The organism is Fibrobacter sp. UWOV1, assembly GCF_900142495.1.
GTDB lineage: Bacteria > Fibrobacterota > Fibrobacteria > Fibrobacterales > Fibrobacteraceae > Fibrobacter.
Genome location: NZ_FRBA01000003.1, coordinates 163,820 through 189,771, shown reverse-complemented (window position 1 = coordinate 189,771; position 25,952 = coordinate 163,820). Strand labels below are relative to the sequence as shown.

The following is a 25,952-nucleotide window of genomic DNA, read 5'->3' as shown; positions in this document are numbered from 1 at the left end:
TTTTCATGGCAATTGATAGCTTTTTTCTATAACAAGTTCATTTTATCGTGAGCAAACGGCTTACCTCAAATTCAAAGTCCAAGCAAGAAATTACTATATTTGACCCACTATGTTTTCACAGCTGACCGACTCTCTAGAATCTACTCTCAAGAACCTGCGCGGGCAGGGCAAGCTCACCGAAGAAAACGTCGCCGAATCGCTGCGCGAAGTGCGCCGCGCATTCCTCGAAGCCGACGTGAACTTCAACGTGACCCGCGACTTCGTTAAGGCCGTCAAGGAAAAGGCCATGGGCTCCGAAGTGCTTTCCTCGGTGACTCCCGGTCAGCAGATTGTGAAAATCATCCACGACGAACTTGTGGCCGTGATGGGTGGCGAAACCAAGGAAATCAACCTTTCCGCTCCGGCTCCGGTGGGCATCATGATGGTGGGTCTACAGGGCTCCGGTAAGACCACCTTCGCCGGCAAAATCGCCCTCTGGATGCGCAGCAAAAAGAAGAGGAAGCCGCTCCTGGTGGCCGCCGACGTGTACCGCCCCGCCGCCATCAAGCAGTTGCAGGTGCTGGGCAAGTCCATCGGCATTCCGGTGTATGACGAAGGCCAAGGCAATCCGGTCGAAATCATCAAGCACGGTTACCAGTACGCCAAGGACAACGGCTTTGACTTAGTGATTTACGATACCGCAGGCCGCTTGCAAATCGACGAAGAGTTGATGCAGGAACTCGAAAAGGCCCGCGACGCCGTTCACCCGGATGAAATTTTGTTCGTGGCCGACGCCATGATCGGTCAGGAAGCGGTGAACGTGGCAGAGACCTTCTGGAACCGCCTGAACTTTACGGGCGTTTGCCTTTCGAAGATGGACGGCGACACCCGCGGCGGTGCAGCGCTCAGCATCAAGAAGATGACGGGGGTACCCATCTGCTTTATCGGTGTCGGCGAAAAGCTCCCCGAAATTGAACTGTTCCACCCCGACCGTATGGCCAGCCGAATCCTCGGCATGGGCGACGTGGTGAGCCTCGTGGAAAAGGCCCAGCAGGTCATCGACGAAAAAGACGCGAAGGACCTGAAGAAGAAGATTCTCAACAACACCTTCGACCTGAACGATTTCTTGAACCAGCTGCGTACCATCAAGAAGCTGGGCCGCATCAAGGACATTCTGAGCCTGATTCCTGGCCTGAACAAGCTCCCCATCGACCAGATTGACGAAAAGGAACTCGTTTACGTAGAAGCCGTACTCAGCTCCATGACGCCCAAGGAACGCAAGAAACCGCAGATTCTGGACGGCAGCCGCAAGGCACGCGTAGCCAAGGGTTCCGGCACCGAAATCGGTCGCGTGAACGCGGTGCTCAAGCAGTACGAAACCATGAAGGAAATGTTCAAGAAGGTCGGCGACATGGCCCGCAAGCAAAACAATGGCGGAACAGTTGGCAGTAACTACACGCCGCCCAAGGACAAGAAGAAAAAGAAGAAGAAATAAAAATGAAGCCCGCTTTAAGCGGGCTTATTTTATGATTTTGCGAATTTAATTTCGCGGATTTTAGAATTAGTGATTCTCTAGCTTGCTCAAGTCAGTCGAAAGCATTTTCCAGAGGCGGGATGCGAAAGGTTCCGCCCATTCTTTTTCGGGCGCCACACGGCTCGTAGTGGCAGCGGTAAATTCAGAATACACCAGGAACACAAGTTCCCCGTAGCGGGCATCCCACAGCGTCCAGAGCGTCTGCCAGGTGTAACCACCGCTCTTGCCGAGGTCGGTATCCATGCGCACATTCAGCACCACCGGAATCGAAAGGTAACGCAGTTCGTAGCGACTTGCAAGTGCGTTCAGCAAGTTCTTGAAATTCTTCGATAGTTCGCGGGAAATGTCCTGCTCAACACCATCGCGTTCCAGCCACGGGCTCATATCGCTCAACTTTTTACCGTCGGCAAAGACCGAATTCAAAAGCAGCTTGGAAAGGCTATCGACGTATACGGAATCGGCATCGGGCAGGCGCATGCCCGGAAGCATAAGTTCGCGGCGCATCTTGGGGAACGCTTTGACCATCAGGGAATCTTCGACGCGGGCTAGGTCAAAATCCAGGGCGTCTGCACTATAGCTGTGGCAGAACTTGCATTTTTCGGGGCGGTCGGCCTTGACCGAAAGCGCCGGGAACACGCCCCACACCGCCGAGGAATCCATGCGGCTATAAGCCTTCTTGTTCCATTCGCGGTAGGTCTTTTCGTTGCTGATTTTGAGTTCGATATCGCCGCGGGTGCCGCATTCCTGACACGGAGCGTCCTTCATGCTCGCATCGCCCGAAACGTCTTCGCCACCCTGGCTGCCGGCGCAACCCGAGAACGCAAGCAAACCTAGCATCAATACAAAGCTGAACAAGCATTTCGTTTTCATATTTTAATACCTAACTATTTTAAGCTCCGAATTCCGAACTCTGAATTCTGAATGAACTAGACCTGCCTCGGTTTACCAGTCCAACCAAGCTTTTCGCGAAGCGCACCCACAAATCCCGTATGGCGCAAGCGAATAAACGTCGTCACCGACTTGCTTTCGGCAAGAGTCAGCACATCGTTCGGTTTTAAAACTATCGTGGTACGGCCATCGAACACCAAGTCCAGCGGGCCATCAACTGCAGATTTCATTTGGAGTTGTTTAGAAGAAAGCGAAAGCACCAGCGGGCGCACCGAAAGACTGCTCGCCGCCACCGGAGTCAGCACCACCGCGGGCGTTGCCGGATGAATAATCGGGCCGCCAGCCGCCAGGTTGTAGGCGGTAGAACCCGTCGGAGTCGAAACGAGCACGGAATCGGCCCAGTAATCGGTCAGGGCAGTCCCATTGTATTCCACGCTCACGTTCACCATGCGCTCGGGCGCGTGCGCACGAACGTGCACCTCGTTTAGCACCGTCTGCTTTGCCACTTGCTTTTTACCATGGTAAACGACCGCGTCAATCATCATGCGCTCGCGGGTCGAAAAGTCGCCGGCAAGCAAGCTATCCAAAGTCTGCGAAAGGCCTTCGACACGGGTCTCGGCCAAGAACCCGACTCGACCCGCGTTCACGCCCAGAATGGGCGTGTCGTGCCCGAGCGCCATATGCGCCGCCGAAAGCACCGTGCCGTCGCCGCCAATGGCAAGCAACAAGTCGGACTGGCAAAGCGCATTTTCCTTGACAATCTTGATAGGCTTGCGCACCAAATCCTTCAGATTGTTCAACACGCAGAACGTCACCTGCGGATGTTCGTCGGCCCAGCCCGAAATCACATCGAGGGCGAGAGCCAAATCCGGATTCTTGTCTTTCCAGCCCACGATACCAATCGTGCGGAATTGGAATTTTTTGACCTTGTTCACTACGACGCCTCCGTTTCAGGCTTTGCCGTGGCCTGCTCCAAAAGCTGTTTCAACTTCTGCAAGACACCGGGGTAAGTGCTTTCGACAAGTTCGGAATTGGCCACAGGCTCGTCGTTTTCAAGTGCAATCGAAAGCACCGAAAGCGCAAGGCCATTCTGCGGCACCTCTCCGCCGTCAAAATCGCTTCCGTTCACAATCGTTTCTAGCCCGCGAATCACAAGGCCGTCGTCATAGACGCCCACTTCGGCGCCCGTCTTGCGCAAGTTCTCGGCCAAGGCTTCGTTGGTGGAGCGCATTTCTTTACGCAGTTCCTTGGGGATGCGCAAAATGGTTTCGCCTTCGGCAAAGCAGGCGGCCACCGCCAAGAACGGGAATTCTTCGATTCCGGTCGCCATCGTATCTTCCGAAAAGCGCCTGCCCTGCAAGCGCTTGCCCGAAGCGAGCGGATAAACCATCACATCGCCATAGACATCGCCAAAGCGTTCGCGACGGCTCACGGTTTCAAAGTTTCCACCCATGCGCTTGAGGCAAGTGAGGGCACCGGCGCGGGAGCTGTTCAAATCCACATTCTTGAGGCAGACTTCGGTATTTTTGGGAATGCCCGCAACCGTCGTCAAGAGAACAAAGGCCATCGCTTCGGTCGCGTCGCCAGGAATGTAGTAATCGCGGCCCGTAATCACCTGGGTTTCCGAAATTTCGGTGAACTGCGAACGTTCCACCTTCTGGCCGCGCGCAATCATCATGCGGCGTTCCAGTTCTGTCAGTTGTTCCATGCCGCGGCTTTCGTACTTGACATTCACGCCAAAGTACATGAGCATTTTAGTCCACTGGTCGTGTACCGAGCCCTTTTCCTCGAACGACAGGTATTCGCCACGAATGAGCGTGCGCAAAAGCAAGCGGTTACGCATGATGGTCGCTACGTTGCCCAGCGAATCCTTTTTAATCGCCACTTCTTCGGGCGCAAAGGTAAACGTAAACTTTGCCGGTTCATCGTCGACAGGCTTTACCTTGAAATACTTCTGCAAAAGTTCCTTGGCACGTGCCACCTGCGCAATGCCCGTTTCGTCATTTTCGGCGGCAAACGTATAAATCTGCTCTACATCCTTGGAAGCTAGCGTCCAAAGCATCACGCAACGAGATTCGCCCAAGTCTATCGGGAGCATGCTCGGGAGCGCGTACTGAAAACCCTTGCCTTCGAGCACCAGTTGGTGGCCTTGCTGCGTATAATTCAGGCCAAATTCCTTGAGGGCCTCGGCAAAAGGTTCTACACCCGCGGCAAAAGAGAAATCTTCAAAAACGGTACGACCATTTACAAGCAGCGCCATCACCAGCGCAAGCTCCATGCGTTCGCGGTCGGGGTTTAAAACAAATTCCATTAGCGTTCCTTTACGTCGTAACCAAGCTGCAACAGAATCTGCATGGCACGGCGGGCCTCTTCAGGGGTCTTAAACGCAAGCAGCAACGTGCCTGCAATATTTTCGCGGACTTTCATCAGTTCAATATCGCGAATGTTCAAATTGTTGTCGGCTAGGGGCTGCATCACCTGCAGCAGCGCACCAGGCACATCTTTCAGGGGAACCGTAATTTCGGAGAAGGCGGCTGCGGCATTGCGGCCCGGCGCAAACAGACTGGCACGGCCATCGTTACCGGCCTTAAAGACGGTTTCCAATTCGGCAGAATGGTCATCAGCGGCGGGTTTGCCGTCGCACACCACCTTCAAATTTTCCATGGCCTCGACCGTCTTGTCGATTCCGGCGCGGACTTCTTTAAGCGCAAGCACCGTCTGGTCGCGGTTAGTGACGGCGATATCGTGCCACATGTTCCAGCCAGAGGCGGCAATGCGCGTCATGTCTCTAAAGGCACGGCCTGCGTAATGCTGGTAGTTAGGCTTCACCAGGCGCTCCGGCATGCTCGCCGCAAGCGTCGACGAAAGCATCTGCGGCATGTGCGAAACCCAGGCCATGGTGCGGTCATGATGTTCCGGCGGGAACACCACGGCATTTGCGCCCACGAACGAAATCAAGTTCAAGAGCGGCTTGTACACCGATTCGTCGACACCTTCAGGCGGGCACACGAACCAGTAGGCATTTTCAAAAATCGAGGGATCGTTGTATTCGAGCGTACGCTTTTCGGAGCCTGCCATCGGGTGGCTACCCACAAACACGAATGGTTCCGGGAGCTTGGCGCCCGCCTTGCAAATTTCCACCTTGGTCGATCCGATATCGCTCACCAAAATCTGGTTCTGGCCCGCAAGAGCAGCCAAGTCCATCTGCGAAAGAGCATCGATGGTCTTAAGGATATGCAGAATCGGAGCGCACAGCAAAATCACATCGGAACCGGGAACCCAGTCCTTGATTTCGTCGTAGCCGAAAAATTCATCGGCAAGCCCCAGTTCCTTTGCACGGGTAAGTGTAGCCGGGCTACTCACCGCACGCACCACCGTAGGCAACTTAGCCTGCTTAATAGCAGCGGCTACCGAACTTGCCAAAAGTCCAAAGCCAACGAAGGTAATCCGCATTATTCTTCTACCTTGCAAGTTTCGTCAATAATGGTTCTAAAAATGTTCTTGAACGATTCTGGAGGCAAGGGGCCATTCGCCTTTTTCGCTTTTTCGGCGACCCCGTTCAAAACAGCCTCTTCGCGCGCAGCATCAAGCACGGGGAGTCCCTTTTGCTTCTTGATTTTACCAATTTCCACTGCGAAACTCGCCCTCTTGTTCAAAAGGGCAATCAGTTCATCGTTCAGTTCATCAATACGGTTGCGCCAGTCTTCAATATTCATACTTTGAATTTAGAAAAAAGGCTCAATGGTGTCGCTTAAAACTCCACCTTGTACTCGTCAAAAGCCTTCTTATTGGCCTTCATGTTCGGGCCATCCCAGTCAAAAAGCGCTGGCCCCCAGGCTCCACTCAAAGTAGGTTCCCAGAAAAAGGCGCCAATCCAGCGGTCTAGCCTGCGAACCATATCTACAGCCTTCTTGCGCGAGCCATCGTAAGAATATGTATTATCCGATTCACCGCCGTTGTATTCAGCCACAATGAATTCCAAATTCGGATAAGTCGAAATCAAATTTTTGAACAAACTATTCCATTTGTCCGGTTTGTCGTCACCGTAAGCGGTATACGCCGAAAATCCCATCACGTCAGCAGGAACCTTCTGGTTCTTGAAGATTTCATTCATCCACCAATCGACCGTACTCGTCTTGCGAATGCTTTCGATATGAAGAACCGTCTTGATGTTTTGCGACACCGCCTTGACGGCGCGAATGCCCGCCTTAAAGTACTTGCCCGCATTGGCCTTGCCGGCACTTGTACCCATATCACCATTGATTGCAGTAGATGCCTTGTCTACCCCATTGCCCCAGCAGTCTGTTTTGCTGTTCGGCACATGTATCAAAATGCCCGGCGTGGTTTCGTTACCGATTTGCACCATCTCCGGTGTCGCATTCACCTGCTTTAAGGAATTCAACAAGTCGTATGTATAGTTGTACACCGAATCGGCCATAGCATCGGAACTTTTCACGTTGCGCCAGCGAGAGGGAATAATCTGCTTGCCTGGATCGGCCCAGTTGTCGCTGTAATGAATGTCGAGCAAGAACGCCATGCCCGCCGCCTTGATCTTTTGGGCGTAAGCGATAATGTGGTCCTTGTCGGCATAACTTTCGGCATCATGATCGCAGCCCGACGCCGCATAACCGTACTGCGCCTTCGGACTCACAAAAGTTTTCAAGCGAATCGCATTGAATCCGTGGTCTTTCAGGAGCGTAAAGATGTCTTTTTCGGAGCCGTCGACATCGTAGAATTTGGCACCCCAGCGCTCGTATTCCTGCACCGTCGAAATGTCCGCACCGTTATAGAAGCTAAAGTCAAGCGCAGGCCCCTTGCTCGAAGAAGAGGGCGGCTCCATTCTAGAAGAAGATTCCGGAGGGGGTTCCATCTTGGAAGACGAAGAACGCGGCGGCCTCGAGTCCGAAGATAAATCAGGAAGGATTCCCGACGAAGACGATTTTGGCGGTTCCACAGCCGAGGAATGAGACGATTCCATTCCTGAAGAAGCACCCGGATTGACTTCAAGCGCCGACGATTCCGGAGTATCCGCTGTAGAAGAACTCAGGTAAGCAAGCGTATCCCCGCCTTGGGGCGGATAAACTAAGACCTCAGGCGGAGGCATATGAATGGTATCATAAATCGTATCGCGAACAGTTACCGCAGATGAATCGCGTTCATTATCTATGACTTCGTAGTCATATTCCGCAGCATTGTTAGATCCGTTATCGCAACCATTCACGACAAGTGCAAATAGCGTCGCAAAAGAGACTAGACCAAATTTTCCCATTCGAATTCCCATGCCCCTAATCTATACAAAACACCCCGAAAAATCAACAAACGAATTCTTTACACTAGGCCTTGCGCGGCAAAAAACAGCCCCACAATACAGCAAAAGGCCCCGTCAAAGCGGAGCCTTTCGCTAAATTCAACAGACAGGGCTAAGCCCTATGCCGTAAAATTACTTGACCTGGAAGTAGTAGGTCTGCAGGGTCTTGCCATCCTGGGCGAGCTGAAGAATCTGCTTGCCAGACGGAAGAGTGCCCGTCACCTGGAACAGGTTTTCGGCCTTGTATTCCACATTCAGAGTCGTGCCCTTGGACTTGTCTACAAAGAGACCTGTCTTTTCGTCGGCGCCGAAGCCCTGGCAGTCGGAATGGTCAGCCACCTTGCCTTCCACAGCCGGGTAGGTGGTCGCAACCAGCGGAGAGGTCACGGAGCTTGCATTCACGTAGAACACGTTGAGTGCAGCGTCCACGGCCAACGGAGCCGGGAGGCTAGAAACCTTGGCTGCGCCCTTATCGGCCTTCTTCTTTTTCTTCTTGTCAGCCTTCTTGCCCGGAACCTTGGCGGCATCGGTAGCAATCGGCATGGTCAAACGGTAACCGGCAACGGATTCGCTGCAGCTTGTAGAATAGACAACCCACTGGTTATCAATCTTTTCAGGACCTTCGGTCGTACCGCTCTTGTAGAGACCCGGCTTGATCTGGTCGCTGTATTCGTACAGAGTCACAGAGAGGTTCGGGTTCTTTTCGTCGGTAGCAATCTTCTGCTGGCCGAGAATGTACTTGGAACGACGGGCCTTGATCAGGTATTCGCCAACGGGAACCTTTTCAAACTTGAACTTACCCTGCTGAAGGTCGCCCTTGTAGGGGTACTTCGGGTTCTGCGTACCGAAGATGGTTGAATCCATCCAAACGGTCGGCATTTCAATAGCCTTGCCAGTAAACGGATCGAGGACGACACCTTCGATAGTGCCAGTCTTCTGGCAACCGGTCATAGCCATAGCCACGAGAGCGGCTGCACCAATAAAGAGTTGCTTTTTCATTTGAATCCTTTTTTTAATAAAAGGGCCCCCTTACGCAGGGAGCCATTCATTTATCTGTAATTATTCGGCGTCTTCAGCCTTGGCAGGAGCAGCCTTGCGGGTCTTACGCTTTGCACCAGTGATGTTGCCAGCGAAACGCTTGTTGAAGCGGTCGATACGGCCAGCCGTATCCACGCGATGCTGCTTGCCCGTCCAGAACGGATGGGTATCAGCCGTAATTTCCAAGGAAATTACGCTATATTCAACACCATCGATAGTCTTCTTTTCGGCGGAAGACTTCGTGGAGCGGGTGATGTATTCTTTACCCGTATTCGCATCGACGAACACGACCGGTTGATAGTTAGGGTGGATACCTTCTTTCATTTTTAAACTTCCTATGAAGTAGTTAGATTTTGAGAGCCTAAATTTAGAAGAATTTCGCCATTTTGGCAAGGGAAATAGTATTTTTGGGAACATGAATAGAATTTCTGTGGCATTTTTTACAATTATCCCTTCGCTTTTCATGGCCTGCGGGAACGACGCTCCCGTGGCAAAAATCATCGTAACCGACCAGAAAATGCCCCTTACCGAGTGGCCCGACAGCGCCTACATCGCCTCGCTGGACTCTATTTTGGCACTGGAGCCCATTAAAAAGGGCGCAGACACCGAAGCCAAAATCAACATGAACGTGTTTGAAGCCCCCGTTTTCAAGCTGCCGGGGTCGGTCACCGGCAAAAAAGAGGCTTCCGCGAAGGCGAACCACGCAGGCAAGTCCGCGGGGGCAAAACAGGCAAACACCCCCAAGGCCGACAATTCCGCCGAACTTTTTGCAGACCGGTTCGCGACAGCGCTTTCCAAGTTGCAGTCCGACCCCTCTAACGCAAGCCTGTACAAGACAGTCACCGCAAACGAAGGCGACGACCTGTTCAAGCTGTTAAAGCGTACCTACGGCGCCGGAGTCCAGGGGCTCCCCCGTTTCTATGTTCTCTCGGCTCTACAATCAGTAAACGCCGGCGTCATGCTAGAGCACTTGAACGCCGGCGATAAAGTCCGAGTACCTAGATTATAAATTCAGATTTCAGAGTTCGGAATTCGGGAAAAATAAAAGTTACGCACCAGTTTCCAATTCCGAAATCCGAATTTCTAATTCCGAATTACAACACGCCCTTGCTGCTGGGGATGCCTTTCACATTCCTGCTCGGGGCAATCGCCATCGCCACAGCGCGGGCAAAAGCCTTGAAGATCGACTCCAGGCAATGATGGTTGTCGTTGCCGTAGAACAGTTCCACATGCAGGTTCATGCGGGCATTTTCGCACAGACTCTTGAAGAAGTGTTCGAACATGCTCGCTTCGATACCGCCAGCCATGGCAGCCGGGAGCTTCACGTTCCACACAAAACCAATGCGGTTGCTAAAGTCAATGCACACGCGGCTCAAAGCCTCGTCCATCGGGACAAAGTAGAATCCATAGCGTTCGATTCCCTTCTTGTCACCAAGGCATTCCACCAAGGCCTGACCAAGCACAATCGCAATGTCTTCCATGCTATGGTGCATATCGACATGGACATCACCATTGCAAGTCAAATCCAGATGGATTCCACCATGGATTTGGAACAAATTAAGCATGTGATCCAAGAAGCCGTTTCCGGAATTGATAGAACCCGGAGTGGAATCATCCAAGTTGAGCGACAAGGCGATATCTGTTTCGCCGGTCTTTCGTGTGAGAGACGTGCTACGCATCATAGTCCTCTACTTTTTAACAATCACGCCACCATACACGCGGAAACGCGTCACGCGGCCAAACTTCATTTCAGGAAGCGGAGTTTCGACACCGTTCAAAAGCATCTTGGCGATAGCCGTCGGATCGCCGATAGTTACGCACAAAGTATCGTTCGTGTTGTAAACCATGCGAACACCGGCCCTAGAAATATTTGCTTCCTTCAAGAAGGAATCCGCATCTTCGCGACGCTTGAGGCCCACCCAAGAAAGGGATTCGCCAGAACCAATCAACACGAAGTTCGTCTTGCTGGTCTTGGGAGAAGTCGGAACAGCAGCCTTTGCAGTATCCTTCTTGGAGTCAGACGAAATGAAAATTGTTGCAGATGCCGGCAGGTCCGATTTCTTGATGGCAGAATCCACCACAGCCTGGCTCACCGTCGTATTGGCAGCGGCCAGCTTTGCAGAATCCTTAGCGACAGAATCAGCAGCCATGGAATCAGCCGGGACAGCCTCGGCACCATCCGGAATTTCCTGGGTCATGGAATCTTCGACTGCCACCGGGAGCTTTTCAGCGGGCTGCTGTTCGCTAGACTGCTGGGCCAGGGATTCCAAATCCAAGAAATGGGAAGCGACTAGGAATGCCAGTACGAGAAGTACAAGCACCACGGGAACAGCCATACTCTTTTTCTTGATTTCGCCCTCTTTGAGGGGAGCAAGCTTGCGGCCAGCCGACACATCATTAAAATCCGTTTCGACCGGAGCACCGCTTTCGGCATTGTAGGCCTTGAGTACCTGGTCGGCATTCAAATTCAAAACATGAGAAATAGAACGTAAATAACCACGCACGTAAGCGGCCACCGGGAACGTTCTCCACTCGCCAGCTTCAATCGCCTTAATATAAGAGACTCCAAGCTTAATTGAATCAGCAAGTTCCTCCACCGTCATCTTGCGGCTTTCACGAACTCTTGCAATATACTGACCCACTTTCTCTTCGGGTCGCATTTCTTCTGCTGGAATAGACATTATACCTCTACCTTCATATCGACCAACATCTCGAGCATCCGCGCTACAGGCAAACCCACCACGTTGTAGTAGCACCCCCGGATTTCCTTGATAAGCCTTGCGCCACCGGTCTGAATCCCATAAGCACCAGCCTTATCCATCGGGTCCCTAGAATTTACATATTTTTCGAGCTCTTGTTTGGAGCAGTTTCTAAAAACAACCTCTGTTTCCTCGCATTCCGCTTTAATAATTTGTCCGCCATGGGCAATGGCCACGCCGGTTATTACTTTGTGCGATCTGCCATTCAGCTTTGTAAGCATTTCCAAAGCTTCCGCCTCGGAATGGGGTTTGCCCAAAGGCTTACCGTCCAGGAACACCAACGTGTCAAAGCCAAGCACGATTTCGGAGGGCATCTTGCGCGAAACGGCAAGTGCCTTTATGGAGGCATTTTCTTTCGGAAAATCCAGCGGATTCGTCGACGTCGGCTTTTCTTCTTCGTTCGAAACCACTACTTCAAAATTCACACCGATTAGCTGCAGAATTTCTTTGCGCCTCGGCGATCCACTCGCAAGAATTACTTTAGTCATCGTAAATCCCTCATCCCTCACTGCTCATTACACACTTCACACTACACATTGTTAATTCGTTTCCGTACTACCCGCATTGAGCTTGATATCCGGCAAATCTCTCACGTAAATCGAGAAGCTCCAGCCTGCGGCAGGCCCTGTAGGAGTCCAGCTAAAGTCAAGCTGCCAGCAGTGCAACACGCGGTTAAATGTAAAGCTATGCGTCACAAATCGTCCTTCGTTATAGTTATAACGGGTGCTGTAAGTCATTTCCCAGTTCTTGGTGGGTTGCAGACTTGCACTAATGCCGGTTGAATGCGTCACGCGGTCCTGAAACAAGTCGCGCGCCACGCGAGTGCTGCTAAAGCTGTAGCTATAGTCAAAGCCAAAGGTCCACTTGAGCATTTCATACTTGCCCAGCTGCGACGGCAAACCGCCATTGAATTCACCGCTCCAGCTAAAGCGCTTCGAAAAATCGTAACCCCAGTAAATGAGTTCCGGCATCTGCACCTTGTTCGGGTCTTCGGTAAACTTGTGGTACACGCTATGGCGGGTATTGATCGTGAACAGGTAATCCGGCAAAATCTGGAAACCGAACGAAGACGTAATGTCCGAGAACTGCAGCGAATCGGCGGCAAAGTTATACGAAACGCTGTGGCGAGTCGTAAGCAAGCGACGTGTGCCGTACTGGTCTTCCACCGCCTTTGCCGTATCGCCCTTCGTGGTATCGGCCGCATGGCCCACCACCTTCAGGTACTTGATATCAAAGTCGTTGTTGAGTCCAAAACCAACAGTTTTCTGTTCAATCTGGTACGGAGTCTGGCCCAATAGCGGATGCGGAGCGAACTTTTTCACTGTATCAATTTCCGGTGCATACGTATACGACACACTCGGCGATAGCACATGCCTTGCGCCTGTAAAGCGACCAATCTCGGGAACCCAGATACCGTAAAGTTTCGTATCGGCCGTAATGCTGTAATTGTGGTTGTAGGCCACCTGACCATATTCATCATGTTCGGGATCAAGGCTCATGTAGCGCTTGCGGTACTTCAGGGAATCTTCGGGATTAATCCAACCCGTTCCTGTCCAGTAGCCCGTAAAGGTCGCGCGAGGCGTGATGTTGATGACATCGAACAGCGTGCCCGAGTAATCCATGGAATACGTACCCGTATAGCCCACATATTCTGCGGTCGTGTCTACGGCATTGACCGTATCGCGCGCACGCTTGGTGTAATAGTTGAAGCGGTTGTTAAAGTTGTAGTTGAACTTTTCAAGATAGCTTATGAACGAACCGTCTTCGTACGCTTCCTCGTCTTCATCGAGTTCAAAGGTAAAGAGCTGGCCACTCATGCGGTACTGGATATCCGGAATTTCGCGCTCCATCATGTCCGTCACCAAGTTGTGGTTCTGGCGGGCCTTCACGGTAAGGCTCTTGTTCGTTCCGAAGCGGCCCGAGTAAGTCAACTGCGCATTTGCTTGCTGGTTCAAGATCGTTTCTGCATCGAGCGCCTTATCCTTACGAATGCTCTGGCTACTGACGAACGAGCCCGAACCGCTCAAAGTCTGCTTGCCGTCGGGAGTCAAGTTCTGGTTGTGCGTAAAGCGAATATCGTAGCCGCTGTTCGCCATATCGAATTCTTCGAGGTACGACGTATAAGACACGTTTCCGTCGAGCACGTAACGTTTCTTGTATCGCACTTCGCCCGTCAGAGTCGAGCGTTCGAACCTAGCCTCGTCACCTTCGATAATGTCGCCCTTGACCGTTGCATCCCAATAATCGTTTGCCGCGTAATAGAAACCGAGATTACTCATGTAGTAACCCTGTTTCTGGTCACCGCCGAACTTCGGAGTCAAAAGGCCCGACTTACGTCCACTCTTCAAGGGGGCAACAATCATCGGGAGCACTGCCACCGGCACATCGGCAATGTTCAGTACCACGGGGCGCGCGGTAATCGTCTCCTTGGGCTTTACCACCATGCGCCGTCCGTAGAAATAGAAGTGCTGGTGAGTGGAATCGTTACAAGTACTGAAGTCGCCACGCGCAATCTGAATTCGTTGGTCAGGGAGCCTTCGGACTTCCATGCCGTTCAGTTGCTGGTTATCTTGATATGTCGTTGCGTAATAGATTTCACCGATACGGCTTTTCATGTTGTACTTGAGCCGCATACCCGAAAGCGATGGATTCTTGGTTTCGCGCAGCACCGGATCGCCCGTCGCCGCCAGGATGCTGTTTTCCTGATCAAACAAAATCGTATCGGCATCCAGAGTTGCCGAACGATACTTGAGCTGGGCACTGTTATTCAGGTTAAAGGTCGATTTATCGACATCGTAAACCAAGTCCACGGCGCGGTATTCAATGGTATCTACACCGGTCGTGTCGTTCATCCAGTCAACCTCTGTCGTATCCTCTTCTTCCTGAACACGCTCTTCGAGTTCAAAGCGAGTCATCTCCTGGCCGAAAGCGGCCGGAGTGGCGATGGCAAAAATCCATAATGCCAAAAAAGCCCACAGAATACGATGGGTTCTAGATAAAATCACGTTGGGGCAAATATAGGAAGTTTCACTCCCTAAGATTCACTTCTTTTTCATTTAAATTCAATTATTATGCGGGAGGGGACCCAGCTCAGAGTTGCGAAGGCCGCACGGTCCCCTCCCTGCACCCTCCCCTTCCTTGGCCGACGCTTTTTTCACAAACAAGAATCTTATTTTATACAAAAAAAAATTCTCTGATGCACTCAGAGAATTTCTTAAAAAACATTAGTCAAGCGTTTGAATTACTTGAGCACGGCGTTCTTGCCGGACACAGAACCGTTGTGGTCAATACGAACAAGATAACGGCCGCTCGGAACGTTTTCGCCATTCCAGCGAAGCGTGTTAAAGCCCGGCTGAGCATTGTCGGCACGGAGGGTTGCCACTTCGGCACCGTCAGAATTCAAGATCGTGACGATTGCAGTACCGGCTGACTTGAGGTCAAAGCTAATGGCCTTGCGGCTAAAGCCCTTGAGCAAGGCGGAAGCTGGCTTCACGTTGCCATTCACCTTGGGAGCCGGAGCAAATTCATTTACGCGTTCCACATAAATGCCGTTCAGGTTCGTTGCGCGCACCTTGGCGTCAGAAGCAACCAGCGAGCCCTGTTGGAGCACGGCAACCAGCTGCTTGTTGTTGCTCTCGGTTGCACTCGCGTAGGTTTCAAGTTCCTGAGCGTTGAATTCAGCCTTGTTGTACCAGGATTCCACCTTGGCGCTTTCCAGATCCTTCACGGTAATCTGGGCACGACGGATGGTTGCAGTATAAGTTTCGCCTTCGCTCACGTAGGTAATTTCGAGCGGTTTATTCACCGTACCGCGGAGCATCGACTTGGACTGTTCAATATCGTTACCCTTGAGGCTCACACCGTCAACAGCGGTAATCACGTCGCCCGCCTGGAGCTTGGTTTCGGCAGCGGGGGTACCCGGAATCACTTCGACCACCTTCACGCCATCACGAATCTGGTAAATTGTCACACCGATACCGCCGAATTCTTCGTCGGCCATAATCGGGGCTGCAAGCATAGCTGCAACAAGAGAAGCCTTGATAAACTTGTTCATAGGAACTCCTTATAAATTCTATACGTTCTAAATATATAATTATTAATCGTTTCGGCAACTCCAATTGACTAGATTATTCAAAAATCAGCCTCATTGGAGCCAAATGTCGAAAAAAAACGCTGAAAAAGCCCCTATTCGAACATGGTGCCGTCTTCTTCGTCTGCGGCGCCATCGTCGTAATCTTCGATCGATTTGCCGTTGCCAGGCACAATAATCAGGCCTAGCGTCACCGGGTCGCCCTTCATGTTCAGGTAGGCTTCCAGCCACAAATTCGTTGAAAGGCGCAGCAGGCGAAGGTCGAGCATGGTGCCGCCCTTGTGAATGCTTTTCGGATTCCTGTTGAAGAACAGGAACTTTTTATTGATATATTCGAAGCGGTCCTGGTCGTAGTTGATGGACCATTCGGAATTGCCGTCGTTTTCTTGGCGGTAGGTGCAACGGTCGTTATCGATGTCGCATTCAAAGCTTGCACTTTCATGGTAACGTTTGTTCCATTCGCGGCTAAAGGCGCAGCTCTGTACGCGGCCAGCACCATTGCGCTTTTTATTCAGCTGGTCGTTAATGACCACAAAGTCCATTTTCTGATTCTTGACCTGCTTGTAGACATCCATCAAAATGATGTACGCTTCAATATTGTTGGGGCATTTACCCGTCAGGTTCACGTCTTCGTGCGCCTTCAAGAGCGTCTGCTGCATGTCAATATCAATAGCATCGGGAATTTCACTTTCCTTGATTTTATCGAGCACCTTCTTGGGCGGAACAAAGACAACCTTGTCGCCCTTCTTGATGGCATAACCCAACTGATCGCGCACGTAGTCCAGGCACTGTTGCACGTGAATGTGCACCGTATTGGAACCGCCAGACACGAAGTCCACGCCGATCCGCACATTCCATTCGCCCGCGGTGCTGCCCGCGTTCTTGTCGATTTCGCAGAAGGGATCTTCGCGAATACCGTCAATAAATATCACTTTCGCATTGAGCTTAGTCACCACCGATTCTTCTTTGTCCAAGGCTCCACCCAAGCTCCAGAAATTCGGATTCAAGCGCAACACTTCGGCAAAGGCCTTGTCGCCATCGAGGGCCGGCAACAAAGAATCGTTGCGGGCATTCTTTTCTTTCAAAAGTTCAGAATACTCCGTCGTAACGTTCATATTGGTAAAACCGTTACGCTTTGCCGGTTCAGGCATAGCCAGCGCAAAGGATACCGCCAAAAGGCAAATCAAAGCAATCAGTGAAACATTTTTCATACGCATATAAAATACAAAAATTAGTTAGAAGAACTTAGTTGGTAGAACTTAGAGATTTCATCCTAAGCCTTAAACTCTAAGTTCTAAGCTCAAAGATCTAAGTTCTAATATATGCGGAATATGGTAATCCACATAGGGAGCGCTATCGGTGGTCGGATTCACGAAAACCGTAGTCCAGCCGCGGCGGTGCGCAGGTTCCAGGTTGCGAAGACCATCATCCAGCAACACAATGTCGCGTTTGTTCTCGGGCATTTCTAACCCCATGGTAGGGAGCTTTTGCGCAAGCCACCTTTCCATTTTGTCGTAAGCACTTTCGTGGGGTTTTCCTTCCCAGCCGAGTAACTTCAAGTCAAACACGCCGTCAATCGCCGAATCAATCCCCATGTGCGACATGCCCGCCTCACTCCAGTCGTGGCGGCCATTGGTAAATACAAAATGCGGACCCTCCAGGCTTTTCAACAGGGCCAGTTTTTCAGGAGCCTTCTTGGGGTAAATCAAGTATTCCGGCTCATGGATGAAGTCGAAAAATTCGTCGGGATCGGTACCGTGCATCGCCATCAGCCCAGCAAGCGTCGTTCCGAACCGTTCCAGGTAATCGGTACGCACCTTATGGGCCATTTCAAAATCGCAGCCGACCGTTTTCTGCACAAACAGTGAAATGCGGTGGTCCAGGGAATTCAGCACGCACCGTTCTTCGGCTCCGTATAAGGTCAAGTCGTAGTCGAACAGCCAAACCATAGGGAACTAGTAACCCATGGCAAGGCCGCCAATCTGACGCGCCAGATACGTTGCGTAGTTATCTGTCATGCCGCTCACGAAGTCGAGCACCTGGTGGTACGCTTCGGCAACGGTCACACTCTGGCCAATTTTCGCTTGACCGATGAGTCGTACAATGCGGTCGGCGCGGTAGGAATTGTTGCCGTTCAAGCGAAAATCGTAAACGCCGTTAATAAAGGCATCGAGCACCGTTGCAAGCGTGGTGTAACTACCGACTTCGAGTTCAGTCTTGCGGCGGTCCGGGTAAATGCGTTCCACGCCCAAGCGCTTTGCAATGCGGATACCTTCCATTACGTCGGAACGGGACAAATTCGTCAAATGCTTGACACGTTCGCCGCTCATGATCGCTTCGTAGTTATTCACGAAAGTCACGGCCACATCGTCAATCAGATTCTGAATGGCAAGCCCGCGCACGCTGCTCAGAAAATCGCGGAAGTTCTGACCATTTTCGCGGTATTCGCGGTCAATGTCTACATCTGGTCCGCACAAGTAGCTGAACATGCCGCGTACATCGCCGTAGCTCAAAATGCCAAGTTCAATGGCATCTTCCACATCCAAAATGCTGTAGCAAATATCGTCGGCGGCTTCCATCAGGTATACCAGCGGATGGCGCACCCACTTGCCCGTTTCCACTTCGGGAATGCCAAGCGTGTAAGCGGTAACGCGGTAAAGGTCTGCCTCTGTCGCGAACAAACTTGTAGGCGAACCGAACTTGGCAAGCTGCGGATACTTGATCATGGCACCGAGTGTTGCATAAGTCAAACGCATACCACCGTCCAAAAAGTGATATTCCAGCTTGCTCAAAATGCGATGGCCTTGAGCATTGCCATCAAAGTTTTCGAAATCAGCCATTTCGGTATCATTCAGGTCGCGCATTGGGGCAGAATTGCGGTTTTTGCGGAACCATTCGCGAATGGCGGCTTCGCCGGCGTGGCCAAAAGGCGGGTTGCCAATATCGTGGGCCAAGCATGCCGACTGAACAATCGTTCCGAAGTGGTATTCGTTGATGTACTTGGGCAGATACTTTTTAATCAGGTGATACACCGTAATGGCAAGGCTTCTGCCCACGCTCGATACTTCGATGCTGTGAGTCAAACGGCTATGCACATGGTCATTCACCGAGAACGGGTGCACCTGGGTCTTGCGGCCAAGACGCCTAAAAGCCGTCGAAAAAACAATGCGGTCGTAATCGCGGTGAAAGTCAGAACGGTTCGGGTCCAAATCGGCAGGGTGCCCGTAACGCGTCGCAGAAAGCAGAGTATCCCATTGAAGCATGGGTAAAAGATAGAAAAAAGAAGTAGACAGTAGGAAGTAGGAAGTAGACAGTAGACTGTGGGCAGTAGGCAGAATGATGAGCGATTAGGATTTTCGTAAGCCGAGATACGCAATTACCATCGAATCAACCACCACAAACACAGCGAGCCAAATCGCCGACCCATTCTGGAATCCATAACTATGCAAGCCCACACCAAGCAAGTTCACCCCGAACCAACAGAGGAACGTGACAATCACATTGAGCGCATTCAACAAAGCAAACACCCGCGGCGAGATAATCTTGCCCGCCCACAAATGGAGCGAGAGCAGCGCCCAGAGAATCACAAATAGCGCACCGCATTCCTTCGGGTCAAAACCCCAGAAACGGCCCCACGCAAAATCGGCCCATACGCCCCCAAGAAGCGTTCCAAGAACCGTAAACACCATGCCAAAAACGAGCGTTCCATACATCAGCGAAAAAATCGGAGTCTGCTTTGCTTTTCGGTAAAGCACCAAATGGGCAACCACCCCCGACAAAATCATCGAAGCAAAGCCAAGCGCAATCGCAAACACATGAACCGTCAGGAACACCGAAGAGTTCAACACATTCGGAATCGGTTGGAATGTATCGCCCGGTTCCAGCACGAACTTGGCAAAGAACAAAAGAGCTGCAGCCATAAACGTCACGGGAATCATCAAGGTATAAGTGCGACGCTTACAGAAAATAAACGCTCCCGATTCAAAAACCATCAGCATCAACGCCACCAGCATCACAATTTCGTACAAACTAGACATTGGAGGACGGGCAGCAACATAAGCGCGCATCGTAAACAACGCCGTCAAAATGACTGCTGTAACGATACACACTATATTGGCTACAGCATCTAGCTTTAAAGAACGGAATACCACATTCAGCGAAGAAAGAATACATGCCAGCAAAGCGCCCACAAAGGCAAATAAGGCAAGATTCAGCCAGTGGTACAAAACTTCAGCCTTTAACCGGCGAGGGTATACATTGGAATGCGTCAGGGAATGCTTAGCGATAATCGAAAACGCTGTACGATCCGCAACCGATTCATACAGAAGTACATTTGAATAAAGACGCCGCATTTCGGCAGTCGCCGGCAAGTCATCGTTGCGCGTCGCATAAAGTTTGAGGATATCTTTCAACGGGGCCAGCTCCGCATAGCTCACGTAACGTTTTTGATGCGGCAAGCGAAGAATCACGGACACATCGCTACGGAGTACCTTGAACAAGTCATAATTTCTGGCCGTTCCGGGTGTGACAAGAATATGGCGAACCACATTTGCCGCCGTATGTTTCTTATAGGTCACACGGCCGCTCAAGTCGTCAAGAAAGCCTCGCGCAAAAGAATCAAAGGGACGCACCGCGTTTTCAACCAAAATCGGAGTATCCGAATGCAAAGCCTCCCAAATCGGGACCGGGCGCTCCGAAGCATGAGCGTCCATGGGGAAAGCCGCAAGAATGGCCACAAAGGACAAAGCCTTAAGCACTTCTAGCTTTTTTGACGTCTGCTTACAACGGACCTTTATCGCATAATGAACAAGCGCCCCTAAAAGGAACAACGCCATAAACGCATAAGGCACAAAACGCAAGGGGTCGTAGGTTGCCTTGTACAAATCCACCGACGTTCCCATTACATCGTCTACCCTGCCATGATAATGAACCGAGTAAGCATATTCTTTTTCATTTACCTCGACCGGAGTCACTCTCAAGCTGTCATCGACGGCGAAAAAAGAAACCGTCGCGTTGGAAATAGACACATCTCGATACCCGTTGTATTCCCGCTTGATTTCACTTTCGGCAATTCCGCCAACAAGCAAAACCAGCAGCGCGACATGCATTATCCACAGTCCCACATTCTTCAGTCCGCGAGGCATGCGGAACAAGAGCGACGCGAGGACATTCACGGCAGACAATACCACAAGGCCTTTAAATGCCGGCAGCGGAATGACACCTAAAATCCAAATGAAATAGCTACCAAAAAAGCGATCCACCGCGAAAGATGCCGGAAGTCCGGCAGACTCGGCATGGGCCTGCGCCAATACGCCCCAAAAAGTCAGCAGCAAAAACGCCACCAACAGCACGGCCGTAAACTTCAAGGATGCCAATTTCTTTATAACGACGAGGCTTCTACCCATACGAACTTACTTTCATCCAGTTTCTGTTCGCCATCAAAGCGATAGGCCACCAATCGACCATTTCCGCGGTATCCGGCTACACTAAAATCGAGACAGCACACATTATCACGAATCAATTTCGGGAGTCCCGTCAACCAATAATGTCCAAAGAATACGGGGCGTTCGCTTTCGCCGTAAAAATTCCGCTGACGTACTTGCGGCAAGACTTCCGCCTGCACATCCATCGAAACTCCGGGCTGGAAACTCAGCTCGCCGAAGCTTACCTTTGCCGGGTTCACCCACCAGGCAATACGAGTCTTGACCCGGCGTACCCCTTCGGCATCGGTAAAGTATTCGCCTACGGGCAAGGGCATTTCGGGACCCTTCAAAAGCGTACTCATGGGCACAAAAAGGCTGTCTTCATATTCAAAATCTTCGTCATTGGCGCGGGCAATGAGTTCATCAAAATTGCAGTCGGCAAAGCAGGTAATGCCTTCACGCCTTAACGCCGCAACGGCATTGACGTCAAAACAGGCATGTTGCGCCCTGAAAGATTCTGTTTCCAAATAAATCGGCAGCGTTTTCACGAAATCAAGCGCATCCAAGAATTCCTGCTTACGCCCCACAAAAGAGGTCACCGTCCGCGAATGGATTGCAATCTTGTTAAAGCTGTGTTCGCGTAAAAAGCCGTCTTTAAAGCGGTGCAGAAAATGCCCACCACCAGCGCCATTCTTTTGCCAGAACGAAAGCATATTGAATTCGTGGTTGCCCATTAACGCAATCGCCGACCCGGCATCGCGCATGGCACGCACCAAGTTCAACGTTTCGCGCACCTTGGGCCCGCGGTCTACATAATCGCCCAAGAAAACCGCCGACCGTTCGCCGCCCGGATACCGGAACGCACCTTCGGACTCCACATAGCCAAGCTTTTGCAGCAGGGCGCGGAGTTCATCGCAGTGTCCGTGAACATCGCCGATAAAATCAAGGGAATTATTCATGCCTTGCAATATAACTAAATTCAAAAAAGGTATCTTTGCAAACATGAATTTCTGGGACCTGCTCACCTCTACCAAGATCCAAGGCTTCATCGAAGAAGCCTTTTCCAAGCGGCTAGATGCGTTGCAAGTTTCCACCTACCTGAATAAAGATGGTTTCAGCAACGAAGAGCGAGCCGCCATTATGGACTACATGGCACTTGTTCCCAAGTTCCGCGAAAAATTTTTCGGCGACGCCAAACAAAAAAACGCATTCTTGCTATGTGACAAGCTTGCCCTGGAACAAAGTACCGCGAAGGATATCGGCCGCTGGAAGGCAAACCTTTGGCCAAGCGAAGGCTCCGTTAACGACCTCTGCTGCGGCATGGGCGGCGATAGCCTCTTCTTGCCCGAAACCCTTAAGGTTACCGGCTTCGACCTCGACGAAGACCGCCTTTCCATGTACCGCTACAACATGCAGGCACTCGGCAAGACCGTAGGCACCCAGTGCTGCGACGTGCGCTCGGTCGAAAACGGGGCCGACTACTTCACCATCGACCCAGCCCGTCGCGCCATCGAAGGCGAAAACCAGCGTGACTTGCGCAATCTGACCCCCACGCTCGAAGAAGTCGTTGAAATCAGCAAACATTACAAGGGCGGCATGGCCAAGCTCCCGCCCGGATACCCGCCGGCCGAAATCCCCGACGGCACCGAGATTATATATATAGGCGGCCACAGCGACTGCCGCGAATGCCTAGTGCTGTTCGGCGCTCTCGCCAAGAATCCAGACGCCGTACGCGCCGTTATCGTGGACAAATCGGGCAAACTCCTTGCTGAATGGAGCCGGCCCCGCAACCGCGCCGACGAAACGCTGGACGACGACCTTCAAGAAAAACTTGACAAAAATGATTCCCTCGAAGGCAAAGACCGTACTTACCGCACCGCCACAAGCAAAAGCGATTTGCCCCTCGGCGACATCAGCCAGTACATTTCGGAGCCGGCGCCGGTTCTCATTCGAAGCCATCTCTTTAACCAGGCAGTTCTCACCTGCGACCCAAGCGCGCACCTGATTTCAGAAGGAATCGCCTACGTTGCAAGCGCCGCGCCGCTACCGGTCCCCGGGTTTGCCTGCTACGAAGTACTCGCCCACACCGAAATTGCAACAGGTGCCGTGCGCGCCATGCTTAAAGAGCACGACATCGGCAAGATTACGCTCAAGCTCCGCGGCGTAAAACTCGACCCTGATGCCGAAATCAAGCGTTTAAAACCCAAGGGCAAAGAATCTGCCATATTATTCTATACCCGCGCTTATGGTGAGAAGGTTGCTATACTTGCAAGGAGAACCGAGCCATGAGCACACTCGTGTACACTCGCTCCAAATTTTTAAACCACTTCTAACCGTCTACTTCCTACTGTCTACTTCATTATGTCCGTTAAACTCGAAGAATCCTGGCTGAACCTGCTCGCAGACCAATTTGAGCAGCCCTATTTCAAACAAATTAAAGAAAAACTCATGCAAGAAAAGGCTGAACACCACGTGGTTTACCCGCCGGGATCCCAAATTTTTGCAGCACTCGATTTTTGCCCGGTCGACAAGGTCAAGGCGGTCATCATCGGCCAAGACCCCTACCACAACCCAGGCCAAGCTCACGGACTTTGCTTCTCTGTACCTATGGGAATCCAACCGCCGCCCTCGCTCATCAACATTTTCCAGGAACTGCACGACGACCTGGGGATCAATCCGCCCCCGCACGGGAACCTGGAAAGCTGGGCACACCAGGGAATCCTTTTGCTGAACGCATCGCTCACGGTTCGCGCGCACATGGCGGCAAGCCACGCCGGAATCGGTTGGCAGCAATTCACCGACACGATCATCAAGCGCCTGTCCGAAACTCGCGAGAACCTGGTATTTTTACTTTGGGGTAGCTTCGCCATCAAAAAGCAGGAACTCGTCGCCAAGAACCGCGGCCATCTGATTTTAACCGCCCCGCACCCGAGCCCTCTTTCGGCTTACCGCGGGTTCTTCGGTTGCAAGCATTTCAGCAAGGCAAATGAATATTTAAAGAGCAAAGGTCTCGAGCCCATCGACTGGAGCATCAAGTAGATGTGGAATGAGTAATGTGAGATGAGTAATTAAGCATACAGAAATGTAAAATTAAATTTTTCATTCTACATCACACATTACACATCACACATTATACGCATCCCGCTGTCTTCTATTTTTCTATATTACCAGCCATGAATCGAAATAATACTTTTGGCCGTTTATTGGTTTTTATCGTACTTGGCCTGATCATCGGCGGTATCCTTGGCGAATGCCTCGGTATGCTGTTCGGTCAGCTTGGCGAACTGATGAATGCTGGTGGATACAACAACGTCGTCCACAACTTCTTCGTTTCGTCCTTTAACCTCAACATCGGTTTTGCCGACAGGCCCGAACCGGTGATCCTTGACCTGTATCTCGTCAGGTTTGCCTTTGGTGTTGGCATCAAGCTGAACGTGGTAAGCGTTATCGGCATGATCCTCGGCATCTACATCATGAAATGGTCCGGAGGAAAGTAATGGAGACCATCCAAGAATTGAGCGACAAGCTCGCAAACGGCAGCAAGACTGCCGTGGCCCTCGCTGAAGAATCCCTCGCAAAGATTGAATCTACCAAGAATTTAAATGCATACATTAGCGTATTGAACGAACGCGCCCTTCAAAAGGCTGCTGAATCCGACAAGCGTCGTGCAGAAGGCAAAACTTTGGGCGCCCTCGACGGTATCCCCGTCGCCGTGAAGGACAATATGTGCATCGAAGGTACGCGCACTACGGCAGCCTCCAAGATTCTTGAAAACTTTGTTGCCCCCTACACCGCTACCGCTATCGAAAAGCTCGAAGCCGCCGGCGCCGTGATCGTCGGCAAGACGAACATGGACGAATTCGCCATGGGTTCCAGCAACGAAACTTCTTATTTCGGCAAGGTCGTGAACCCCCTCGACGAGTCCCGCGTTCCGGGTGGCTCCAGTGGCGGTTCGGCCGTAGCCGTGGCCAGTGGCACGGTCGCCTGTGCGCTCGGCTCCGACACCGGTGGTTCCATTCGTCAGCCCGCCGCCTGCACAGGCGTTGTGGGCCTCAAGCCCACCTACGGCCGCGTATCCCGTTACGGCCTGTTGGCTTACGCAAGCTCTTTGGACCAGATCGGTCCCTTCGGTGCAACCGTTAAAGATGCCGCCACCCTCCTCGGCGCTATCTGCGGCATTGACCCGCACGATAACACCACCAGCACTCGCCCGACCGAAGACTTTACCGCAAAGCTTGATGCCGGCGTGAAGGGCAAGGTGATTGGCGTTCCCAAGGAATACTTTGGCGAAGGTCTCGATGCTGAATGTAAGGCGGCCATTGAAGGCATGCTGAAGAAACTCGAAGCCGAAGGCGCTACCCTCAAGGAAATCAGCCTCCCGCACATCAGCTACGCCGTGTCCAGCTACTACATCATCGCAACCGCCGAAGCAAGCTCGAACCTTAGCCGCTACGACGGCGTTCGCTACGGCTACCGCAGCAAAGAAGCCCGCAAGCTCTTTGACCTGTACGCCAAGTCCCGCAGCGAAGGTTTCGGCAAGGAAGTCCAGCGTCGCATTCTCCTCGGAAGCTACGTTCTTTCTGCAGGCTTCTACGACGCCTACTACGTGCAGGCCCAGAAGGTCCGTCGCCTGATTACCGACGACTTCAACAAGGCATTCGAAAGCTGCGACGTAATCGCAAGCCCCACCATGCCGGGTCTCCCGCTCAAGTGCGGCATGAACGAATCCGACCCGATGGCCGTTTACCTCAGCGACATCTACACCGTGAGCCTGAACCTTTCCGGTCTCCCGGGCGTAAGCGTGCCGTGCGGCATGGCCGGCGGACTCCCCGTGGGTCTCCAGTGGATCGGCAAGCCGTTTATGGAAGCCGACCTGCTCAGCGTCGCCGCTGCAACGGAGCGCTTGAACAAGTAATTGCGACGTAATAAAATT

Annotated in this window: 24 protein-coding genes; 6 read left to right on the top strand and 18 right to left on the bottom strand. The window is 51.9% G+C overall.

Annotated elements, in window-relative coordinates; translation table 11 throughout:
- The first annotated feature begins 109 nt into the window (after positions 1-109).
- Positions 110-1,474 carry a signal recognition particle protein gene (ffh, locus tag BUC02_RS06500; protein ID WP_073320318.1) on the top strand — a complete coding sequence of 455 codons (1,365 nt, stop codon included), beginning with the start codon at positions 110-112 and terminating at the stop codon, positions 1,472-1,474.
- Positions 1,475-1,540: 66 nt separating this feature from the next.
- Here ffh and BUC02_RS06495 read toward each other — a convergent pair whose 3' ends face one another.
- From BUC02_RS06495 to BUC02_RS06460, 8 genes are all read right to left on the bottom strand, one after another.
- Entirely contained in the window at positions 1,541-2,383 is an 843-nt protein-coding gene (locus BUC02_RS06495) for a hypothetical protein (RefSeq protein WP_073320315.1), read from the bottom strand.
- Positions 2,384-2,439: 56 nt separating this feature from the next.
- Complete coding sequence (locus BUC02_RS06490; protein WP_073320312.1) at positions 2,440-3,336, bottom strand: NAD(+)/NADH kinase; 897 nt, start codon at positions 3,334-3,336, stop codon at positions 2,440-2,442.
- Positions 3,336-4,712: a 3-phosphoshikimate 1-carboxyvinyltransferase gene (locus BUC02_RS06485; RefSeq protein WP_073320310.1), complete on the bottom strand. Its 1,377-nt coding sequence runs from the start codon at positions 4,710-4,712 to the stop codon at positions 3,336-3,338. Before BUC02_RS06485 ends, BUC02_RS06490 begins: the two co-directional genes overlap by 1 nt.
- The gene (locus BUC02_RS06480) at positions 4,712-5,854 is read right to left on the bottom strand and encodes a prephenate dehydrogenase/arogenate dehydrogenase family protein (RefSeq protein WP_073320307.1); all 1,143 of its coding nucleotides are present in this window, start codon (positions 5,852-5,854) and stop codon (positions 4,712-4,714) included. Before BUC02_RS06480 ends, BUC02_RS06485 begins: the two co-directional genes overlap by 1 nt.
- Entirely contained in the window at positions 5,854-6,117 is a 264-nt protein-coding gene (locus tag BUC02_RS06475) for a chorismate mutase (RefSeq protein WP_073320304.1), read from the bottom strand. Before BUC02_RS06475 ends, BUC02_RS06480 begins: the two co-directional genes overlap by 1 nt.
- Before the next feature lie 35 nt (positions 6,118-6,152).
- A complete protein-coding gene (locus tag BUC02_RS06470) occupies positions 6,153-7,682 on the bottom strand; it encodes a glycosyl hydrolase 53 family protein (protein ID WP_254794127.1) in 1,530 nt (509 codons plus the stop codon).
- A gap of 159 nt (positions 7,683-7,841) precedes the next feature.
- Entirely contained in the window at positions 7,842-8,708 is an 867-nt protein-coding gene (locus BUC02_RS06465) for a hypothetical protein (RefSeq protein ID WP_073320299.1), read from the bottom strand.
- A gap of 60 nt (positions 8,709-8,768) precedes the next feature.
- A complete protein-coding gene (locus BUC02_RS06460; RefSeq protein ID WP_072977299.1) occupies positions 8,769-9,071 on the bottom strand; it encodes a type B 50S ribosomal protein L31 in 303 nt (100 codons plus the stop codon).
- 91 nt (positions 9,072-9,162) lie between these two features.
- Here BUC02_RS06460 and BUC02_RS06455 point away from each other — a divergent pair, with 91 nt between their 5' ends.
- The gene (locus BUC02_RS06455; protein ID WP_073320296.1) at positions 9,163-9,756 is read left to right on the top strand and encodes a cytochrome c family protein; all 594 of its coding nucleotides are present in this window, start codon (positions 9,163-9,165) and stop codon (positions 9,754-9,756) included.
- An 85-nt stretch (positions 9,757-9,841) separates the two neighbouring features.
- On the opposite strand, the gene hisB is transcribed toward BUC02_RS06455, so the two are convergent.
- The 10 genes from hisB to BUC02_RS06405 form a co-directional block, all read right to left on the bottom strand.
- Positions 9,842-10,426: an imidazoleglycerol-phosphate dehydratase HisB gene (hisB, locus tag BUC02_RS06450; RefSeq protein ID WP_073320660.1), complete on the bottom strand. Its 585-nt coding sequence runs from the start codon at positions 10,424-10,426 to the stop codon at positions 9,842-9,844.
- 9 nt (positions 10,427-10,435) lie between these two features.
- The gene (locus tag BUC02_RS06445; RefSeq protein ID WP_073320293.1) at positions 10,436-11,428 is read right to left on the bottom strand and encodes a helix-turn-helix domain-containing protein; all 993 of its coding nucleotides are present in this window, start codon (positions 11,426-11,428) and stop codon (positions 10,436-10,438) included.
- A complete protein-coding gene (locus BUC02_RS06440; RefSeq protein WP_073320291.1) occupies positions 11,428-11,994 on the bottom strand; it encodes a Maf family protein in 567 nt (188 codons plus the stop codon). The genes BUC02_RS06445 and BUC02_RS06440 overlap by 1 nt, the downstream gene beginning before the upstream one ends.
- A gap of 51 nt (positions 11,995-12,045) precedes the next feature.
- Entirely contained in the window at positions 12,046-14,472 is a 2,427-nt protein-coding gene (locus BUC02_RS06435; RefSeq protein ID WP_249268906.1) for a putative LPS assembly protein LptD, read from the bottom strand.
- Positions 14,473-14,747: 275 nt separating this feature from the next.
- Positions 14,748-15,560, bottom strand: a complete 813-nt coding sequence (locus BUC02_RS06430; RefSeq protein WP_073320288.1) for a PDZ domain-containing protein — start codon at positions 15,558-15,560, stop codon at positions 14,748-14,750.
- A gap of 131 nt (positions 15,561-15,691) precedes the next feature.
- Positions 15,692-16,807: a hypothetical protein gene (locus tag BUC02_RS06425; protein WP_073320285.1), complete on the bottom strand. Its 1,116-nt coding sequence runs from the start codon at positions 16,805-16,807 to the stop codon at positions 15,692-15,694.
- Positions 16,808-16,876: 69 nt separating this feature from the next.
- A complete protein-coding gene (locus BUC02_RS06420) occupies positions 16,877-17,545 on the bottom strand; it encodes an HAD family hydrolase (RefSeq protein ID WP_073320282.1) in 669 nt (222 codons plus the stop codon).
- Between the two features lie 6 nt (positions 17,546-17,551).
- Entirely contained in the window at positions 17,552-18,859 is a 1,308-nt protein-coding gene (locus tag BUC02_RS06415; RefSeq protein ID WP_073320280.1) for a deoxyguanosinetriphosphate triphosphohydrolase, read from the bottom strand.
- 84 nt (positions 18,860-18,943) lie between these two features.
- Positions 18,944-21,001 carry a cytochrome c biogenesis protein gene (locus tag BUC02_RS06410; protein ID WP_073320277.1) on the bottom strand — a complete coding sequence of 686 codons (2,058 nt, stop codon included), beginning with the start codon at positions 20,999-21,001 and terminating at the stop codon, positions 18,944-18,946.
- Positions 20,977-21,978: a metallophosphoesterase gene (locus BUC02_RS06405; RefSeq protein WP_073320275.1), complete on the bottom strand. Its 1,002-nt coding sequence runs from the start codon at positions 21,976-21,978 to the stop codon at positions 20,977-20,979. Before BUC02_RS06405 ends, BUC02_RS06410 begins: the two co-directional genes overlap by 25 nt.
- 43 nt (positions 21,979-22,021) lie before the next feature.
- On the opposite strand from BUC02_RS06405, the gene BUC02_RS06400 reads away from it, so the two are divergent.
- From BUC02_RS06400 to gatA, 4 genes are all read left to right on the top strand, one after another.
- The gene (locus tag BUC02_RS06400) at positions 22,022-23,308 is read left to right on the top strand and encodes a THUMP-like domain-containing protein (RefSeq protein WP_073320655.1); all 1,287 of its coding nucleotides are present in this window, start codon (positions 22,022-22,024) and stop codon (positions 23,306-23,308) included.
- A gap of 72 nt (positions 23,309-23,380) precedes the next feature.
- A complete protein-coding gene (gene ung / locus BUC02_RS06395) occupies positions 23,381-24,058 on the top strand; it encodes a uracil-DNA glycosylase (RefSeq protein WP_073320272.1) in 678 nt (225 codons plus the stop codon).
- A gap of 134 nt (positions 24,059-24,192) precedes the next feature.
- Positions 24,193-24,516, top strand: coding sequence for a DUF4321 domain-containing protein (locus BUC02_RS06390; RefSeq protein ID WP_073320269.1), 324 nt, complete (start codon positions 24,193-24,195; stop codon positions 24,514-24,516).
- Positions 24,516-25,934 (top strand): Asp-tRNA(Asn)/Glu-tRNA(Gln) amidotransferase subunit GatA, encoded by a 1,419-nt coding sequence (gene gatA / locus BUC02_RS06385; protein WP_073320266.1) that lies wholly within the window; start codon positions 24,516-24,518, stop codon positions 25,932-25,934. The genes BUC02_RS06390 and gatA overlap by 1 nt, the downstream gene beginning before the upstream one ends.
- Positions 25,935-25,952: the final 18 nt, after the last annotated feature.

Excerpts from the sequence above, each read along its gene's own strand:
- ffh (WP_073320318.1), top strand. The coding sequence starts at position 110 with ATGTTTTCACAGCTGACCGACTCTCTAGAATCTACTCTCAAGAACCTG.
- BUC02_RS06495 (WP_073320315.1), bottom strand. The coding sequence starts at position 2,383 with ATGAAAACGAAATGCTTGTTCAGCTTTGTATTGATGCTAGGTTTGCTT.
- BUC02_RS06485 (WP_073320310.1), bottom strand. The coding sequence starts at position 4,712 with ATGGAATTTGTTTTAAACCCCGACCGCGAACGCATGGAGCTTGCGCTG.
- BUC02_RS06480 (WP_073320307.1), bottom strand. The coding sequence starts at position 5,854 with ATGCGGATTACCTTCGTTGGCTTTGGACTTTTGGCAAGTTCGGTAGCC.
- BUC02_RS06475 (WP_073320304.1), bottom strand. The coding sequence starts at position 6,117 with ATGAATATTGAAGACTGGCGCAACCGTATTGATGAACTGAACGATGAA.
- BUC02_RS06470 (WP_254794127.1), bottom strand. The coding sequence starts at position 7,682 with ATGGGAATTCGAATGGGAAAATTTGGTCTAGTCTCTTTTGCGACGCTA.
- BUC02_RS06465 (WP_073320299.1), bottom strand. The coding sequence starts at position 8,708 with ATGAAAAAGCAACTCTTTATTGGTGCAGCCGCTCTCGTGGCTATGGCT.
- BUC02_RS06460 (WP_072977299.1), bottom strand. The coding sequence starts at position 9,071 with ATGAAAGAAGGTATCCACCCTAACTATCAACCGGTCGTGTTCGTCGAT.
- BUC02_RS06455 (WP_073320296.1), top strand. The coding sequence starts at position 9,163 with ATGAATAGAATTTCTGTGGCATTTTTTACAATTATCCCTTCGCTTTTC.
- hisB (WP_073320660.1), bottom strand. The coding sequence starts at position 10,426 with ATGCGTAGCACGTCTCTCACACGAAAGACCGGCGAAACAGATATCGCC.
- BUC02_RS06445 (WP_073320293.1), bottom strand. The coding sequence starts at position 11,428 with ATGTCTATTCCAGCAGAAGAAATGCGACCCGAAGAGAAAGTGGGTCAG.
- BUC02_RS06440 (WP_073320291.1), bottom strand. The coding sequence starts at position 11,994 with ATGACTAAAGTAATTCTTGCGAGTGGATCGCCGAGGCGCAAAGAAATT.
- BUC02_RS06430 (WP_073320288.1), bottom strand. The coding sequence starts at position 15,560 with ATGAACAAGTTTATCAAGGCTTCTCTTGTTGCAGCTATGCTTGCAGCC.
- BUC02_RS06425 (WP_073320285.1), bottom strand. The coding sequence starts at position 16,807 with ATGAAAAATGTTTCACTGATTGCTTTGATTTGCCTTTTGGCGGTATCC.
- BUC02_RS06420 (WP_073320282.1), bottom strand. The coding sequence starts at position 17,545 with ATGGTTTGGCTGTTCGACTACGACTTGACCTTATACGGAGCCGAAGAA.
- BUC02_RS06415 (WP_073320280.1), bottom strand. The coding sequence starts at position 18,859 with ATGCTTCAATGGGATACTCTGCTTTCTGCGACGCGTTACGGGCACCCT.
- BUC02_RS06410 (WP_073320277.1), bottom strand. The coding sequence starts at position 21,001 with ATGGGTAGAAGCCTCGTCGTTATAAAGAAATTGGCATCCTTGAAGTTT.
- BUC02_RS06405 (WP_073320275.1), bottom strand. The coding sequence starts at position 21,978 with ATGAATAATTCCCTTGATTTTATCGGCGATGTTCACGGACACTGCGAT.
- BUC02_RS06400 (WP_073320655.1), top strand. The coding sequence starts at position 22,022 with ATGAATTTCTGGGACCTGCTCACCTCTACCAAGATCCAAGGCTTCATC.
- ung (WP_073320272.1), top strand. The coding sequence starts at position 23,381 with ATGTCCGTTAAACTCGAAGAATCCTGGCTGAACCTGCTCGCAGACCAA.
- BUC02_RS06390 (WP_073320269.1), top strand. The coding sequence starts at position 24,193 with ATGAATCGAAATAATACTTTTGGCCGTTTATTGGTTTTTATCGTACTT.
- gatA (WP_073320266.1), top strand. The coding sequence starts at position 24,516 with ATGGAGACCATCCAAGAATTGAGCGACAAGCTCGCAAACGGCAGCAAG.